Consider the following 15,260-nt stretch of genomic DNA (forward strand, 5'->3'; position numbering starts at 1 on the left):
GGTATGCCCTCCCCCCATAACTATGGGGCAGACCCTACCGCTCGGCTCGAAGCGACTGCAAGCAACCCGAGTGTTACGAACAGATGGTGGTCGACATTCGTACTGGCCAGGGGTCGTCGGCGATCGAGTCTAGTGGCAGCCTGGCAGTCGGCGACGGCCTGAGCGGACATCGGTGGCGAGATCTTCGTATCCGACTGCTAGTTCTGCGAGGCGCTCCCACGCGTCCCAGAGATCCCATTCGCAGGCGCTGATGAGCGCGGCGTAGGCGGCGGCGGTGAACTGGGCGAGGCGGTCGATCACCTCGCCGACGGTTTCTGTGTGTACCGAGGCAGCGCCGTGGGAGGGCGGTAGTTGTTTGTCGATCCAGGTGTCGATGGAGTGGATCAGGTCGGTGCGTTGCCGGTCTGTTTCCTCGTGTGCGCAGCAATCCTCGGAGAGTCGATGTTCGTGCAGGACTGTGAGGGTGCGGGCGGTGTGGAGTAACGGGTGGTCGGTCGGCACTTCACCTCGACATGCTTGTAGCAGTTGGTTTTTCGTGGGGAACGGGTTGTTCAACGGAGGGGCTCCCGGTGTGCGCAGGCCTGCACCGCCGCGATGATCGTCAGTCCGGACGGGCGGAAGGTGTCGCGAGGTGGGATCACCCATTGCCGGTATGCGGGGCCGTCAGCGGGGGATGGCAGGGCGATTTCGCCGCCGAAGGGCACGATCGAGACGTTGAGGTGCAGTAGGTCGGGGGCGAGGCGGATGTCGTTCGGTAGGTCGGGGCGCACGAGGTAGGTCCAGCGACGCGAGCGGATGTGCGCGACGATCGGCCCGAGGGTGAATCGCCTGTGCAGCAGGTCGTCCCGTACTCGCTGGCCGAGTGCGGCGGGCATGGTGATGCCGCCGACGAGGCCGGCCTTGATGACGATACGGCCGATTTCCGGGTGGATTCCGGCTGGGAGGCCGCAAGTTCGCCGGTAATAGGCGCATCGGGTGGTGGGTGTATCCGCGAACGCCACATTGTTCATGGGAACCTCGCATTGCAATTGGTTGTTTTGGAATGCGCCAGTCAGGAACTTTTGATTTCCTGCTCTATTCCTGACCGGCGCACAACAAGAACATCATCGAATGGTCAGACAACAATCCCGTGGCGAGAATTCTCCGGAAAGTGCTCCGAATTCCCAGAGGAAGTGCCACCCTGAGACCGCTTGTTTCCCAAGACAAGACGACAGTAGGGGGCGTGACATGATTGATGGAGGCTCGACTCTCCCACGGCGCCAGCTCGGGCGGTATCTCCGTGACGGGCGCAATGCGACCGGCCTGACCCTCGAGCAGGTTGGAACCATGATGCAGTGGAGCAAGAGCAAGCTCTCTCGCATCGAGAAAGGGGAAGGTGGCAGTGCGCTCCGCGAGCTCGATATCCGAGAGCTGTGCCGCATCTACGAATTCGCCGACGAGATGACGGCGGCAATGGTTGCACTGGCCGGGCAATCCGACGAGAAGTGTTGGTGGCATACGTTCGATGATGTGATTCGTAAGAGCCTGAACATGTACGTCGAGCTCGAATCTGTGGCCACTTCGCTGACCATCTTCCGGCCGGACCTAGTCCCCGGCCTGTTCCAGACTGCGGAATACGCTCGTGCACTTGACCGCATCTACTTCGCGGATGAATCGGACGAAGACTTGGATCGGCGGGTCCAGCTAAGGATCAAGCGTCAGAGCATGATCGAGCGCCGTGCCCAACCGGTAGCCGTCGACATGGTGTTGCACGAATCGGTACTGCGGACCTTGGTGGGATCTCGGAAGGTCATGTCCGGTCAGCTTCGGCACCTCGCCGATACCAGCACGCGGGACAACGTGACTGTCCGAATCCTTCCCTTCCAAGCGGGATTTCCGATCGGCACTCCAGTCGGACCGTACGTGATTCTGGACTTTGGTACTGATGCCAACGACAAGGTGGGTTCCCCGACTGTCGTTTACATCGAGGGGTGCACTGGCGACATGTACCTTGAAAGAGACCAAGACACGAGGGTGTACCGCGCGGCGTCTCACGCAATACGACAGGCAGCGCTCGACGCTGCGGCTTCACGGATTCTGTTGCGGCGGACAGCGAAGGAGTTTGCAGTATGAATGTCGAGCTCACCACCGCTGACTGGTTCAAGAGTAGTCACAGCTCCGGCGGCGGCGAATGCGTAGAGGTCGCCTTCCTCGACGGCGACCTGATCGGCGTCCGCGACTCGAAGAACCCCACCGGCCCAGCACTGGTCTTCACTCCCACCGAGTGGGACACCTTCACCGCCCGCATCACCACTGGCGAGTTCAACCGGTCGTAACCGGCTCGGCCGCAGGAACTTTCGACTCTCGCGGCCCACCGAGAAGGGGGCTCCGTGAAGCCGACAGCCGAGCAAGTCGAACCAGTCGCGCGCACCAGCGTCCGCCTACTACTAGTCGATGACAAGGACCGCCTCCTACTGTTCGCCAGTCACGACGACTTCGACGGCCACCGCTACTGGTATCCGATCGGCGGTGGGATCGAAGAGGGCGAGACGCTGGCGGAGACGGCGGTCCGGGAGGCATGGGAAGAGACCGGACTCACCGATGTCCAGTTGGGCCCGGAGGTGTGGCGGCGGCGGGCGACTGCCTCGTGGGGCGGCGTCTCGTACGACTGCCGGGAGCACTACTTTCTCGTCCGGGTAGACAGTTTCGACGTCGACACCTCGGGTTTCACCGAGAACGAGCGCGAGACGGTCAAGGGCCACCACTGGTGGACCTTGGATGAGATGAGCGCGACCGGTGATCGGCTGGTGCCCAGGGATTTGCGATCGTTGCTGAGTGACTTGCTGGTGTCCGGGCCGCCCGATGAGCTGATCTTTCTGACGACTTAGCGCCGCGTTGGCCGGTCGATGTGTGACTCCCGATCGACGATGACCTGTGCGGGTAGCGTTGAGCGGAACGAATAACGGCGGTCGGGCTGTGGTTGCACCGGATTCGGCCCGGGATCGGGAGGTTTCGGATGTTGAGTGTGTTTTCTTCGCCGGGGCATTACGTGCAGGGCCGCGCGGCGACCGAACAACTCGGGGCGGAGATGACGCGGCTCGGGATCGGCGGGCCGGTCACGATCGTGGCGGGGCGAAGCGCGCAGCGGTTGCTGACCGAGGCGTGGGATCGGTCGTTGACGGACGCGAAAATCGCTTACTCCGTGCATCTTTCGAACGGGGAGTGCACCAGGGCGGAGATCGCCAGGATCACCGCTGGCGTGCGGGAAAACGGCAGCACCGTGGTGTTGGGTGCCGGCGGCGGAAAGGTGCTCGACTCGGCGCGAGTTGTCGCCGATGATCTCGGACTGCCGATGATCAGCTGTCCGACCACCGCGTCGAGTGATGCCCCGTGCAGCGCGTTGTCCGTGATCTACACGGACGCAGGCGAAGTCGAGACTTCCCAACTGCTGCGCCGCAACCCCGCGCTCGTTCTCGTCGACACCTCCGTCATCGCCCAGGCACCCGCGCGGCTGCTCGCCGCCGGCATGGGTGACGCGCTCGCCACCTGGTTCGAGGCGCGCACCTGCTCCGCCGCGCAGGTGCGCAATCTGCGTGGTGGCGCGTCCACGCGCAGTGCGACCGCCCTTGCCGAGCTCTGCTACCGCACGCTGCTGGCCGATGGCCCGCAGGCGCTGGCCGCCGTGCGCGAGCACGCCATCACTCCGGCGTTCGAGCGGATCGTGGAAGCCAACACCTTGCTGTCCGGTCTCGGTTTCGAATCCTCGGGTCTGGCCGCCGCCCACGCGGTGCACAACGGGTTGACCGCCGCACCGCAAACCCATGAGTTCCTGCACGGTGAGAAGGTCGCCTTCGGCGTCATCACGCAGTTGGTGCTGGAGGGTGCGCCCGCCGCCGAGATCGACACGGTTCTCGGCTTCTGCACCGAGGTCGGCTTGCCGACGACGCTCGCCGCGCTGGGCTTGGCCGACGCCGACGAAGCGACCTTGGCCGCGATCGCGACCCGCGCCACCGCGCCGAACGAGTCGATGCACAACGAACCCTTCGCCGTCGACGCCGCGATGACCATCGACGCCATCCGGGCCGCCGACGCCATCGGCCGAGCGCACTAGCCTACGAGCGGCATAAATCCAACGCCGAAAGGCGCGCCCCCTGGTGTGCTATGCACGCCGATCCCTATGAACCGCGTCACTAACGAACCACCATCCGGTTAACGTCCGAGCACCTCCGCGGGATTTCGACATAGAAACCTCACCTTCCCGCAAGCATGTCGTCACCGTCCGTCGGGAAACCTGTCAGTAGTCCTTCGCTATTCTGGCGGTGGAACCCGAAGCCAATGGCGGGCAAACCGCCGGGGAGGACGTTCGGTCCGGTGCACATCAGCAGAGTCGCGGAGCACCCGCGACCGGATCATGTGTTGTTCCACTTCAGCGACACCCATGTGATCGCCGGCGACGGCGATCTATACGGTGACGTCGACGCGGACCAGCGATTACGCCAGTTACTCGAGCAGGCCGCGGCCAGTCGGATCCAGCCGACCGCGATCGTGTTCACCGGCGATCTCACCGACAAGGGTGAGCCCGCGGCGTACGACAAGCTCAAGGCGCTCATCGAGCCATTCGCGAGAAGTTTGCCAGCGCCCATCGTATGGGTCGCGGGGAACCACGACGACCGCAGTCTGCTGCGCCGCAAGCTGCTCGGCGAGCGCGCCTCGACCGCGCCGCTGGACCGGGTCCACCTGATCGACGGCCTGCGCATCATCGCCCTGGACACCTCTGTCCCCGGCCACCATTACGGCGAGATCTCCGACGAACAACTGGACTGGCTGCGTTCGGTGCTTTCCGAACCGGCCCCGTTCGGCACCATCCTGGCCATGCATCACCCGCCCGTGCCCTGCGTGCTCGACCTCGCGGTCACCGTCGAGCTGCGCGACCAGCGCAAGCTGGCCGACGTGCTCGACGGCAGCGACGTCCGCGCCATCCTGGCCGGTCACCTGCACTTCTCGACGAACGCGACGTTCGCGGGCATCCCCGTCTCGGTGGCGTCGGCGACCTGCTACAGCCAGGACCTCGGCGTCGAGCAGGGCGGCCAGCGCGGTCGCGACGGCGCGCAGGCCTTCAACTACGTGCACATCTATCCGGACACCGTGGTGCACTCGGTGGTCCCGATCGACCGCGGCGCGACGGTCGGCAACCCGTCGACCACGGCGGAGGCGGCCAAGACGCTCGCGGCGGAGGGGATCGTGATCCCGCCCGCCGCGCGCATCCCGCATGTCATGCGGCGCCGGGCGACGACTCCGGAATCGGACGACGAGCCGGTGCGCTGAGCCGCTCCCACGGCGCCGGATCCGGAAAGTAGCGCGACAGGAACGCCGAAACCGCAAGCACCCGTTCGGTTTCGGAGATCTCGGGGAAACTTCCGTCGTTCAGGCAGAAGAAGTCGACGTTGCGTTTCCGCGCGATCCCGTCCAGCAGTGAGAGCCCCTTGCGGCTCGTCGTGTCGACGTAGCGCACCTTCGCCGTCTCCTGCGGCACCGCACGTCCGGTCAGCATCGCGTAGTAGTGATACAGCGAGTTGGTGACGGAAATGTCGGTGGCCGAACGGAATCGGCTGACCCTGGTCCGCGCGAAGTCGGCGGCGAACTCGTCTTCCATCTCCAGTAATACGCTGCGGCGCAAGGGAACCGGCGTGTGCTCGAGATGCCGGGAGATGATGTGCCCGAACCGCTCGGCGAGCAGTTCCCGGTTCACCCGCGCGGCGTTCTCGAAGCCGCTGCGCCGTTCGTTGTTGCGGCCGGGCCCGATCCTGGTGTCCGCCTCGATGAATCGGCTGATGCCCGCCGAGGTGAAGAACATCGACGGACGCACCGGACGCGCGAAGAACATGTCGTCGTTGGAGTACAGGAAGTGCTCGCTGAGCCCCTCGATGTGCTGCAACTGGCTTTCCACCGCATGGGAATTGAAGGTCGGCAGCCCACTGGTGTCCGAAAAGTGGTCCAGCGCACGGACAATCGTCACCCGAGGATGGTCGGCGAGCCAGGCGGGCGTGGCGGAGTCGGTGGCGATGAAGATCCGCCGGATCCACGGCGCGTTCTTGTCCACCGACCGCAGTGCGTATTTCAGCTCGTCGATCTGCCGGATGCGCGCGTCCGCGTCGTCACCCTCGCCGACGACCACCTGCGCGAGCATGCCCGCGCGGCGGGCCCGGAACTCCGGGTCCGAACCGTCCACCCAGGAGAACACCAGGTCGATGTCGAAGCTGACGTCGCTCGGCTGCGGCGCGAACATGTCCACCAGGGTCGGCCAGGCTCGATCGAACAGCAGCACCTGCGTCTGCTCGACATCGGCGAGGTCGAACATGGTGCGGGTCAACGCGTTCGGGCGCGGGCACTCGACCGTGTCGCCGTGGTACTGCCACAGCTCCAGGTCGACCCGATGCGCCGGATCGCTGTCGCGCCCGATTCGGAAGACGTTGTGCTGCACCTCTTCACACGCGAAGCCGGCGGCGATCGCGCCGGCCGTCACCCGGCGCACCATCAGGTGATGTGCCGCGTCGGTGGCCAGTACGAGCCGCTGCCCGCGGTCGCGCACCAGCAGGAACGGCACCTCCGCCGCCGCGAGCTCGGCGCGCAGATAGCCCAAATCCTCGATCATCGAGGTTGATACGACGAGATTGCCCGCCATCGGCCGGGTCTGCAGCTCTACCGCTGCGGGATTCACTGCCCCCATGTCCATCATCAGCTTGTTCTCCACATTCGTTCGTGCTCCGTTGGGGCCAACTACCTAGGCACCGCGCAGGGAGCCGAGCGGCCGCACGGCCGACGGACGCACCGTCGGCTGTGTAGCGCCGCGCCCGGCGCGGTCGCATTCAGAAGTGGGGCACGATGCCGTAGCGCAGGAACGAATTGATCACTCGGTATGTAGACGACAGGTAAACCATTCGTTTTCACCTCACTCACGGCAGAACGCATAGCGTCAGATGGGTGTGCCGCAACCGTGCGCGCGGGCGAGTCTACGACCGAGCGTGCGCACGGGAGACAGCACGCTGGGCCGGACAATCATCGGCCGGCAAAGAGAAGATGTCCCAGACAACAATGGGGACTGTACGAATGATGCATCGACGGTGACATTTCGTCAATCGGGACACTCCGTCCCACCCGCTGCCGTTCCGCTGCCTCTGGGGCCGTCTGTGCGCCCCGAGGGCCGCGCTTGGCCTGGTAATGGCCGGTCAGGAGGCTGTTCTCGGCTGTCTCGCGGCGAATGGGCTGGTCAGTTGCCGTGACAGGCATCATGCCCGGCCCAGCCGTGGACGGCGAGAGAGTGGCGACGAAGAGGCAATTTAATTAGGCTAGCCTCACCAACCTTTTGGAGAAGGGAGTGCACCGCTGTGCGCGTCGTCATTCTGTTCGGATCCGAGATGGGCACGGCCGAAACCGTCGCAGACAGCGTCGCCGACGCGCTGTGCGCGCACGATGTTTCGGTGTACGACCTTGGCGACTTCGCCGTGGACGACCTCGACGTGCACGACTTCCACGTCATCGTGTGCTCGACCTACGGCGACGGTGACCTACCCACCGGCGCGGAACCGTTCTTCGACGAGCTCGCCGCGGCCGCGCCCGATCTGACCGGCCTGAGCTTCGCGGTCTTCGGCCTCGGCGACAGCATCTACGGCGACACCTTCAACCGCGGCGGCGAGATCGCGGCCGAGCGGCTGATCGAGTGCGGCGCCAGCCAGATCGGCGAGCACGCACGCCATGACGCGTCGACCGAAATCCGGGCCGGCGACATGGCCCGCGACTGGGCGGCCACGCTGCCGATACCCGCGCTCGCCTCGGCCTGATAGTCCGCTGAGAGCAGTCCGGACATAGGGTGCAGCGCCAGCGGACAAGCGGCCCAGCACTTTAGACTGCTAGCAAGCGCGGCACAGCCCGTCGCGCTCGACGATCCATGAGGTGACGAAGATGGTAGCCGGAGCGAGCCACGTGCAACGTCAAGACCACTCGACAGATCACGGCGATCATCCCGAGCTGGACGTGCTACCGGAATGGCCCCAGGAGACGATCGCGGTGCTGGTGACCACCGATCCGGGGCCGCACGCCATCCCGGTGTCCTGGCCGGTGCGGGCCGGCGATCGGCAGATCCTGATCAGTCTCAAGTTCGATCGGGGTTCGCTCGCCCGATTACGCGAACGCCCGGAGGTGGCGTTGCTGATCCTCGGCGGCGGCAATGTCGCGCTGTGCGCGCGGGGCACGGCGCGGGTCATCGCCGAGGAGATGCCCGACGCCGCCGACTACGTGGCGGTCCGGATCGATGTCCAGGCGATCGACGACCACCGGCAGTCGGCCTTCGCGGTGGCCAACGGCATCCAGCGCAACGTGCTCGACCCGGCTGAACTGCACGCCCTGGAAGGCCGCGTGCGTGTCCTGCATACCTGGGCAAACGACCAAAACTGAACCCGCATAACGATTCCGGGACTCACGACAATAATCGGGAATGAAGGCGGCGCGACCGGGCCGCAGGGAAGGGACTCATGAGCGTCACATTGGCCAAAGGCGGAAATGTTTCGCTGTCTAAGCAGGCAGCGAACCTGAGCAAGGTCGCGGTGGGCCTGGGCTGGGACGTGCGCACCACCACGGGCGCCGACTACGACCTGGACGCCAGTGCGCTGGCCACGGGGCCCGACCTGAAGGTGCTGTCCGATCAGCATTTCGTCTTCTACAACAACCTGCGTTCGCCGGAGGGCTCGATCGAGCACACCGGCGACAATCTCACCGGCGAGGGCGAAGGCGACGACGAGGTGATCAACGTCGACCTCAGCGCCACCCCGCCGACCATCACCAACATCTTCTTCCCGGTCTCCATCCACGACGCCGACGCGCGCAGCCAGTCGTTCGGGCAGATCCGCAACGCGTTCATCCGGGTCACCGACGCGGCGACCGGCGTGGAGCTGGCCCGCTACGACCTCACCGAGGATGCCTCGACCGAAACCGCGATGGTGTTCGGCGAGCTGTACCGGCACAACAACGAGTGGAAGTTCCGCGCCATCGGCCAGGGGTACGCCTCCGGGCTCGCGGGTATCGCCCGCGATTACGGCGTGCATATCTGATCCCGACGAGCACGGCGCCGCGAATTCCCGCGGCGCCGTGGATCAGCTTGGGCTGCTGAGGCTTTCCGGCGCCGCTGTGATCACCGGCGGGCGGTCGCGTTCCCTGCTGTCGAGCAGCGCGAAGTACCGGCGGAGCATGAGGACCGCCGTGGTGGCCAAGCCCGCGGTGAGACCCCACCAGACGCCCGCCGCGCCGAGGCCGGCAGGGTAGGCCAGCAGCAGAGCCACCGGCAGGCCGACACACCAATAACCGATGACCGAGAGCCGGAAGCCCGCGTTGGTCTCCTTCAGCCCGCGCAGCAGTCCGGTGCCGATGTTCTGCGCGGCATCGAAGAACTGCAGCACGATGCCGATCAGCAGCAGGGTGTGCGCGATCTGAATGGTGTCGGTGTCGTTGGAGTTCAGGAACGGACGCAGCACGAGATCGGGCGCGATCACGTACGCCGCACCGGTGATCGCGGCCACGATGGCGACGTGGCGCAATGCCAGCCAGGCCAGCGCCTTCGCGTGCTGATACTCGTCGCGCGTGACGGCGTGGCTGACCAGGATCGACGCGCCGTGCGACAGGCCGATGGCGACCTGGAACACGATGTAGATGATCTGGTAGACGATGTTGTGCGCGGCCAGCGCCGCCGGGCCGATGCTGCCCATGACGAGGGCGAGCACCGAAAACATGCCGGCCTCAGAGCCATAGGTGAGCGCGATCGGCCCGCCGAGCCGCAGCTCGGCGAGAACAGTGGAGCGCCGCACCGGCCACGGCCGCACCGGCAGCGTCGCGCCTAGCCGGGTATCGCGCCGCACCATCGCCCAGAACACGGCGAAGGTGATCAGGAAGACCAGCGAGGTCGCCACACCGATACCGGTGAGGCCGAGCTCGGGCATTCCGGCGCGGCCATGGATAAAGGCAAGGGCCAGTACCAGATTCAGCACCACCGAGCCGAGCGTGACCAGCAGCAGCGCCTGTGGGCGTTGCATGCCCACCGTGTATTGCCGCAACACTTGGAACCACAAGCACGGCAACAGACCTGGCGCGAGCGCGACCATCAACGGCCGCGCGTCGGCCAGCACGCCCGCGTCCTGGCCGAGCCACTGCAGGGCCCAGCCGAGTCCGATGAGCAGTGCGCCACCGACGATTCCGGCGAGCGTGGCGATCAGGAAGCTCGACCGCAGCACATCTTTGATCTCATCATCGGGGGATTCGCCACGCTTACCCGCCGAACTCACCGCGGTGGCGATCTGATTGCCGCTCGCGGTGATCAGCCCGACGCACATGGTGCGAATCTGATTGAACAGCGCGATCGCCAGCCCGCCCGCGGCCACCTGCTGCACGCCGAGCGTGCCCATCAGCACAATGTTGGTGGTGGACACCGCGATCTGCGCCAACTGCGTCATCGCGATCGGCGTGGCAAGCGCGGTCAGCCGCCGACTGTCCGCACGATAGCCCGACAAATTCACCGGGCGCTTCATCGCGCAGGCACGAGTTCGGCGGGGCGGGTGGCGGGGGCGAAGTGCCGCAGCATCGTTCGTACCTCGGCTTCGGCGGCGGGGTCGAGCAGGTCGCGTTCGGCCATCCAGGCATCGTCGAAGACCGTGTCCAGGTATTTCTCGCCGCCATCGCAGACCAGGGTGACGATCGTTGAGCCGGGCGGGAATTCGTCGAGGCGGCTGAGCGCGGCATGCACCGAGCCGCCGGCCGAGCCGCCGATCATCAGGCCGAGCTCGGCGGCCACCGCGCGGGCGGTGGCGAAGGCGTCGACGTCGGTCACCTTGACGCCCTCGTCCAGCAGCGAGTAGTCCACCGCGGTGCCGATGGTGGCGCCGGGCGGCGTGCCGGTGCCGGACTGCCAGTACGGGCCGCCCTCGCCGCCGAACGCGATCGAGCCGACCGGCTCGACGCCGATTACCCGTGCCGGGCAACCGAGTTGGCGCAGCCGGGTCGCGGTGCCGAACAGCGAACCGCCGGTGCCGACCGAGGAGAGCAGGATGTCGACCCGCTCCACGTCGTCCAGCAATTCGTCGGCGACCGCGTAGTAGCCGACCGCGTTGGCGTCGTTGTTGTGCTGCTCGGTGAAGTACGCGTCCGGCCGCGCCGCCGCCATCGCCTCGGCCAGGTCTTCCCGCGCCGAGGTCGCCAGGTTGTCGTCGCCGTCGTCGGCGACGAACACCAATTCCGCACCCATTGCCCGCATAGCCCGCAACTTGTCCTTACACGCGTGATGATCGACCACTGCGGTAAAGCGATACCCACGTTCGGCAGCTACTACCGCGAGACCGAGTCCGGTGTTCCCGGACGTCGACTCGATGATATGCCCGCCACTTCTCAGCAAACCACGACGCTCCGCATCGAGGACCATCTCGCGGGCCATCCTGATCTTGGCCGCGCCGGTCGGGTTGAACTGCTCGAGCTTGAGCAGTAACCGGGTGCCGGTCGAGGTCGCCGCCAGTTCGAACAGCGGCGTGCGGCCGATCAGATCCGTCACGCGCGTGACGAGCGGCATGGAGTTTCTCCTCAGTCAGGTGGTGGGTGTCAGCCGTCGAGCGTCCAGCGGAACCGATTGCCTGGGGGATGGCAGCTGGCGGAGCCTGCGCGGTGGGTGAGCACCGGCGCGTCGTGCAGCACCACTTTCGGCGGAATCGGCAGGTCATGGAAGGCGGATTCGTTGGAATCCATTTGGTAACCGGCGGTATTGGGGTAGATCAGCAGGTCGCCGGCTGCGGCGGCACGCGGTAGCGGAATGCGGCGCCAGCTGAGCATGTCGGAGTCGAGACAGGTGGCGGCGCCGACGCTGGTCGGCGTCGGGGTGCCCGGCCGCGCGGGCCACAGCAGGGGGTCCGGCAGGTATTCGCTGTCGAACCACTGCTCGGACAGGCTCAAACTCGTGCCGTCGACGGTGAGCAGGCAATACGGCGAGCCGTCGGCGTGCCGGATTTTGCTGCCCTGTACTCGGAAGACGGTGAACCCGGCGTGCGCGAGCAGCGCCCGGCCCGGCTCGATCGCCAGCCGGATGGTGTTGTCGCGCAACCGCTGTGCGAGCCCGTCGTGTTCGAGGATGGCGGCGAGCATGGCAGGGCCGGGCGCCGGGAAGTGATAGGGGTAGTACGAGTCGAACGATTTGCCCGAGTGAAACCACTGCCGGTCGACGTGTTCGGTGAACTCCGTCCACGCGGTGGCGGGCACGTAGTCGACGCCGAATCCGCCGCCGATCGACAGCGTCGTCGCGGGGTGGCCGAGGGCCCGCGCGTGCAGGCAGCGGGTGATCAGCTCGCAGGCCAGCTCGGCTCGCGCCACCGCGTCGTAGCCGGACAGGTGAAAGCTGAAGCCCTCCAGGCGGATCGATTCGCGGCCGTCGAGTGCGGTCAACGCCTGGTCGATCTCGGCGTCGGTCATGCCGAACCGGCTGGCCGACGCGGCGGGCAGTACCCGCAGCACGACCCTGGCCTGCGCAGCCGAGGTGCCAAGTGCGGCAAGACGTTCGAGCTCGCCGAGGTTGTCGACGGCGATCAGCGCGCCGTGCCGGGTGGCGAGCCAGAGCAGGTCGTCGGACTTCGCCGGCCCGGTCACCATCAGCTCGTCGCCGCGAACACCTTGGGCGAGTGCGGCAGTCAGCTCGCCGGTACTGGAAACATCCACGCCCGCACCATGTTCCGCGCAGGCACGGGCGACGGCGGGCGACTTGTTCGCCTTCTTGCCGTAGTAGACGACGCCATCGATCCCCGCTTGCTCGAACACCGTGCGGAAACCCTGGATATTGCGGCCCACCAGCGGCGGGTACACGACGTGGAACGGTCCGCGCAGCGCAAAACTGATCTCGCCAAGCAGATTCGGGTCGTCGAACGCGCGGCGCACCCACTCGTCCAGGTACGCCGGGACCGGGGCGGCGCTGATCGAACCGCGCGTCACCCCGACCCCGCCGCCGTCTAGTCCCACAGGGGCACCTCCGTGCCACGGCCCTCCGCGATGGCGCGCTCGGCGAGGGCGTGCGCGACGGCGATGTCGGTCAGCACGAGCCCGCTGTTGTAGACGAAGATGCGCTCGTCGTCCGAGCGGCGCGCGACCGCGCGACGGCTCAGGATCTGCGGCAGTTCCGCGTCCACCGCACGCAGCGTCCCATCCGGCCCGGCCATGTCGGTACCGGTCAACCCCATTTGCTCAGCACTGGTCGCGATTACCCGGTCCGCGTCGACCAGCGTGGACGGGGCAAGGCCGTAACCGACCAGCACCACCGTGGAACCCGGTGCGAGATCGCTGGATTCGAGCGCCACCTCGGTGCCGGGACCGGCGGTGGCAAGCACCACGTCGGCGGTGGCGGCAGCGACCTTCGGGTCTTCGACCGTTTCGAGCAGCGCGTGCGGGTAGTACTCGGCGAGGTGCCGGTGCACCGCGTCCAGCCCCTCTGGATGGGTGCCGTACAGCATCAGCTTGCGCAGCTGCGGGTTCGCGGCGAGCAAGTGCGGCAACGCGTTTCGGCCCTGGGTGCCGGTGCCGATCAACAGCACGCTCTCCGCGCCGCGGCGAACGGTCTCGCGCACCAGCAGCGCGGACACGGCCGGGGTGCGCAGCGCGCCGACCCGGGAGCAGTCCATCATCGCGATCGGCGCACCCGTGCTGTCGTCGTACAGCGTGATGGTCGTGTAGTAGCGCTTGGTGCTGCGGTCGTGTCCGGGGTCGAACTTGTACGACGTCTTCATGGCGACCACGCGGCGGCGACCGTCGCGGCCGAGCATCGCGTAGGACACCGACCAGCCGTCCGGGTTGGCCACGCTGAGTTTGCGCGGGTTGTCCGAATCGCCCGCGGCGAACGCAAGATACGCCTCTTCGACCGCGCGCACGACATCGCCGGGCGTGATCGGCACGCCCGCCAGGTCGCTTCGGCTCAGCACCCGTAACGGGGTGCTGCGGTCACGGGTGTTCAAAGGGTCCTCGATCATGTGCTGCTTCCCGCTCTGTCGCCACCGGATGATCCTCCCGGTGTCCGTCCGTACGGGCTGGTTCGCGGCCGCCGGACACGAACGCGGAATTCACTGCTGCTCGGAACGGGGCGACGATCCGTTGCCCATACCCATTCTCGTCGGCCTCTTCGGCCCGCCGCGGTCGATCGGGCAGGCGCACGTTCACCCGCTTCAACCAGCGGTCGGTGCCGTCGTAACGCGCGGTGAACGGTACTCGACCATGCACCGCGACATCGTTGTCTACCAGCAAGACCTCGCCGGGCGCCAGTGCGGCGGTGACACAGACGCGTTCCAGCTCGGTGCTGAGCCTGGCGTAGGCGGCGCGGAATTCGGCGTCGGCGTCGTCGAGCGGGGTGTAGGCCGGGTCGTAGCGCAGCGTCGTCTCGTCCGGTCCGGCCGAGCTCCACAGCGTCGGCAGCGGCGCGGCCGAATACCGTTCGTGCCCAGCGCCGTACGAGACGTCGGGCAGGATCGGCAGGGTCGGCGCGCTGAGCAGTCGCCGCTGGCCGGCGGTGAGCTCGACCCGCCGGACCGAGGACACCGTGGTGCCGACCATGTCCGGATTGCGCAGGCAGGCCAGCATCAGCAGGTTGGCGCGCTCGGGGTGGAAGGCGTCCTCGGAGTGCGGGCTGAGCAGGGTCGCGCTGCTCGCGCCGGACTGTTCGTGCTCGTGGCCGGGCGAGGGCAGGATGTTGTTGACCAGCCGTCCGCCCTGCTGGCCCTGCCAGCCGAACGGCTCACCGGCGGAACGCGCCAGCAGCAGCATGACCAGATCGAGCTCGAACGAGTGGGCGCGCAGGGCGGCGGTGCCGCTCCATTCGGCGGCCTCGCGCCAACTCGGCGGGGTGGGGCCGAATTCGTCATCGGTGAGCGGGAGCTTGCTCACGATGGTCGCGCCTGCCGCGGTGGCGGGCGGACGCACGGTGCGGCGGACGTCGGCGGGTAATTCGGTGAACCTGGCGTCGATCTGCGCGATCAGGGCCGGATCGGTGAGCGTGGCGGCCATCGCGGCTTCGTCGCCCAGCGTTGTATGCAGGGTGGTGGATATCTCTCGCGCGAGCTCACGCACCGCACGCCCAGCGGCGGCGGGGAGTTCACGGCGTTCGATATCCAGTGGGTGAAGCGTCTTACGTTCGGAGAGAACGCCTTTCACCGGGATATTCCCTTCTTCGCATCGGTCGAAAAAGCAAAAGTTGACGTCGATCTGCGAAGCTATCTTGTCTCGGC

At 66.6% G+C, this 15,260-nt stretch carries 16 protein-coding genes; 8 read left to right on the forward strand and 8 right to left on the reverse strand.

What is annotated here, in order from left to right:
- Positions 1 to 129 precede the first annotated feature (129 nt).
- The gene (locus tag ACIA8C_RS01595; protein ID WP_397130304.1) at positions 130 to 501 is read right to left on the reverse strand and encodes a DUF4254 domain-containing protein; all 372 of its coding nucleotides are present in this window, start codon (positions 499 to 501) and stop codon (positions 130 to 132) included.
- Between the two features lie 50 nt (positions 502 to 551).
- Complete coding sequence (locus tag ACIA8C_RS01600) at positions 552 to 1,010, reverse strand: DNA-directed RNA polymerase subunit beta (RefSeq protein ID WP_397130305.1); 459 nt, start codon at positions 1,008 to 1,010, stop codon at positions 552 to 554.
- 217 nt (positions 1,011 to 1,227) lie between these two features.
- On the opposite strand from ACIA8C_RS01600, the gene ACIA8C_RS01605 reads away from it, so the two are divergent.
- From ACIA8C_RS01605 to ACIA8C_RS01625, 5 genes are all read left to right on the forward strand, one after another.
- Positions 1,228 to 2,112: a helix-turn-helix domain-containing protein gene (locus ACIA8C_RS01605; RefSeq protein WP_397130306.1), complete on the forward strand. Its 885-nt coding sequence runs from the start codon at positions 1,228 to 1,230 to the stop codon at positions 2,110 to 2,112.
- Entirely contained in the window at positions 2,109 to 2,315 is a 207-nt protein-coding gene (locus tag ACIA8C_RS01610) for a DUF397 domain-containing protein (RefSeq protein ID WP_397130307.1), read from the forward strand. The genes ACIA8C_RS01605 and ACIA8C_RS01610 overlap by 4 nt, the downstream gene beginning before the upstream one ends.
- A gap of 54 nt (positions 2,316 to 2,369) precedes the next feature.
- Positions 2,370 to 2,867, forward strand: a complete 498-nt coding sequence (locus ACIA8C_RS01615; protein WP_397130308.1) for an NUDIX hydrolase — start codon at positions 2,370 to 2,372, stop codon at positions 2,865 to 2,867.
- 128 nt (positions 2,868 to 2,995) lie between these two features.
- Positions 2,996 to 4,090, forward strand: a complete 1,095-nt coding sequence (locus ACIA8C_RS01620; protein ID WP_397130309.1) for a glycerol dehydrogenase — start codon at positions 2,996 to 2,998, stop codon at positions 4,088 to 4,090.
- 260 nt (positions 4,091 to 4,350) lie between these two features.
- Positions 4,351 to 5,304: a phosphodiesterase gene (locus ACIA8C_RS01625; RefSeq protein ID WP_397130310.1), complete on the forward strand. Its 954-nt coding sequence runs from the start codon at positions 4,351 to 4,353 to the stop codon at positions 5,302 to 5,304.
- Here the strand turns inward: ACIA8C_RS01625 and ACIA8C_RS01630 are convergent.
- Positions 5,252 to 6,715, reverse strand: coding sequence for a stealth family protein (locus ACIA8C_RS01630; protein WP_397130735.1), 1,464 nt, complete (start codon positions 6,713 to 6,715; stop codon positions 5,252 to 5,254). The two genes, ACIA8C_RS01625 and ACIA8C_RS01630, sit on opposite strands and share 53 nt — an antisense overlap.
- A gap of 649 nt (positions 6,716 to 7,364) precedes the next feature.
- Between ACIA8C_RS01630 and ACIA8C_RS01635 the strand changes: the two genes are divergently transcribed.
- From ACIA8C_RS01635 to ACIA8C_RS01645, 3 genes are all read left to right on the forward strand, one after another.
- Entirely contained in the window at positions 7,365 to 7,817 is a 453-nt protein-coding gene (locus ACIA8C_RS01635) for a flavodoxin domain-containing protein (RefSeq protein WP_397130311.1), read from the forward strand.
- 121 nt (positions 7,818 to 7,938) lie between these two features.
- Complete coding sequence (locus tag ACIA8C_RS01640) at positions 7,939 to 8,430, forward strand: hypothetical protein (RefSeq protein WP_397130736.1); 492 nt, start codon at positions 7,939 to 7,941, stop codon at positions 8,428 to 8,430.
- A 77-nt stretch (positions 8,431 to 8,507) separates the two neighbouring features.
- Positions 8,508 to 9,083, forward strand: coding sequence for a TerD family protein (locus tag ACIA8C_RS01645; protein WP_150402134.1), 576 nt, complete (start codon positions 8,508 to 8,510; stop codon positions 9,081 to 9,083).
- Positions 9,084 to 9,125: 42 nt separating this feature from the next.
- Here ACIA8C_RS01645 and ACIA8C_RS01650 read toward each other — a convergent pair whose 3' ends face one another.
- The 5 genes from ACIA8C_RS01650 to ACIA8C_RS01670 are packed head-to-tail and all read right to left on the reverse strand — an operon-like array spanning position 9,126 to position 15,186.
- Positions 9,126 to 10,538, reverse strand: a complete 1,413-nt coding sequence (locus ACIA8C_RS01650) for an MATE family efflux transporter (protein ID WP_397130312.1) — start codon at positions 10,536 to 10,538, stop codon at positions 9,126 to 9,128.
- Positions 10,539 to 10,546: 8 nt separating this feature from the next.
- Positions 10,547 to 11,581, reverse strand: a complete 1,035-nt coding sequence (locus tag ACIA8C_RS01655) for a PLP-dependent cysteine synthase family protein (RefSeq protein ID WP_397130313.1) — start codon at positions 11,579 to 11,581, stop codon at positions 10,547 to 10,549.
- A 29-nt stretch (positions 11,582 to 11,610) separates the two neighbouring features.
- The gene (locus ACIA8C_RS01660; RefSeq protein WP_397130314.1) at positions 11,611 to 13,011 is read right to left on the reverse strand and encodes an alanine racemase; all 1,401 of its coding nucleotides are present in this window, start codon (positions 13,009 to 13,011) and stop codon (positions 11,611 to 11,613) included.
- Positions 13,002 to 14,012 carry an ornithine cyclodeaminase family protein gene (locus ACIA8C_RS01665; RefSeq protein ID WP_397130315.1) on the reverse strand — a complete coding sequence of 337 codons (1,011 nt, stop codon included), beginning with the start codon at positions 14,010 to 14,012 and terminating at the stop codon, positions 13,002 to 13,004. Before ACIA8C_RS01665 ends, ACIA8C_RS01660 begins: the two co-directional genes overlap by 10 nt.
- Entirely contained in the window at positions 13,984 to 15,186 is a 1,203-nt protein-coding gene (locus ACIA8C_RS01670; protein WP_397130316.1) for a TauD/TfdA family dioxygenase, read from the reverse strand. Before ACIA8C_RS01670 ends, ACIA8C_RS01665 begins: the two co-directional genes overlap by 29 nt.
- Positions 15,187 to 15,260: the final 74 nt, after the last annotated feature.

The organism is Nocardia sp. NPDC051321 (assembly GCF_044455225.1).
GTDB lineage: Bacteria > Actinomycetota > Actinomycetes > Mycobacteriales > Mycobacteriaceae > Nocardia.

Excerpts from the sequence above, each read along its gene's own strand:
- ACIA8C_RS01600 (WP_397130305.1), bottom strand. The coding sequence starts at position 1,010 with ATGAACAATGTGGCGTTCGCGGATACACCCACCACCCGATGCGCCTAT.
- ACIA8C_RS01605 (WP_397130306.1), top strand. The coding sequence starts at position 1,228 with ATGATTGATGGAGGCTCGACTCTCCCACGGCGCCAGCTCGGGCGGTAT.
- ACIA8C_RS01610 (WP_397130307.1), top strand. The coding sequence starts at position 2,109 with ATGAATGTCGAGCTCACCACCGCTGACTGGTTCAAGAGTAGTCACAGC.
- ACIA8C_RS01620 (WP_397130309.1), top strand. The coding sequence starts at position 2,996 with ATGTTGAGTGTGTTTTCTTCGCCGGGGCATTACGTGCAGGGCCGCGCG.
- ACIA8C_RS01630 (WP_397130735.1), bottom strand. The coding sequence starts at position 6,715 with ATGATGGACATGGGGGCAGTGAATCCCGCAGCGGTAGAGCTGCAGACC.
- ACIA8C_RS01640 (WP_397130736.1), top strand. The coding sequence starts at position 7,939 with ATGGTAGCCGGAGCGAGCCACGTGCAACGTCAAGACCACTCGACAGAT.
- ACIA8C_RS01645 (WP_150402134.1), top strand. The coding sequence starts at position 8,508 with ATGAGCGTCACATTGGCCAAAGGCGGAAATGTTTCGCTGTCTAAGCAG.
- ACIA8C_RS01655 (WP_397130313.1), bottom strand. The coding sequence starts at position 11,581 with ATGCCGCTCGTCACGCGCGTGACGGATCTGATCGGCCGCACGCCGCTG.
- ACIA8C_RS01665 (WP_397130315.1), bottom strand. The coding sequence starts at position 14,012 with ATGATCGAGGACCCTTTGAACACCCGTGACCGCAGCACCCCGTTACGG.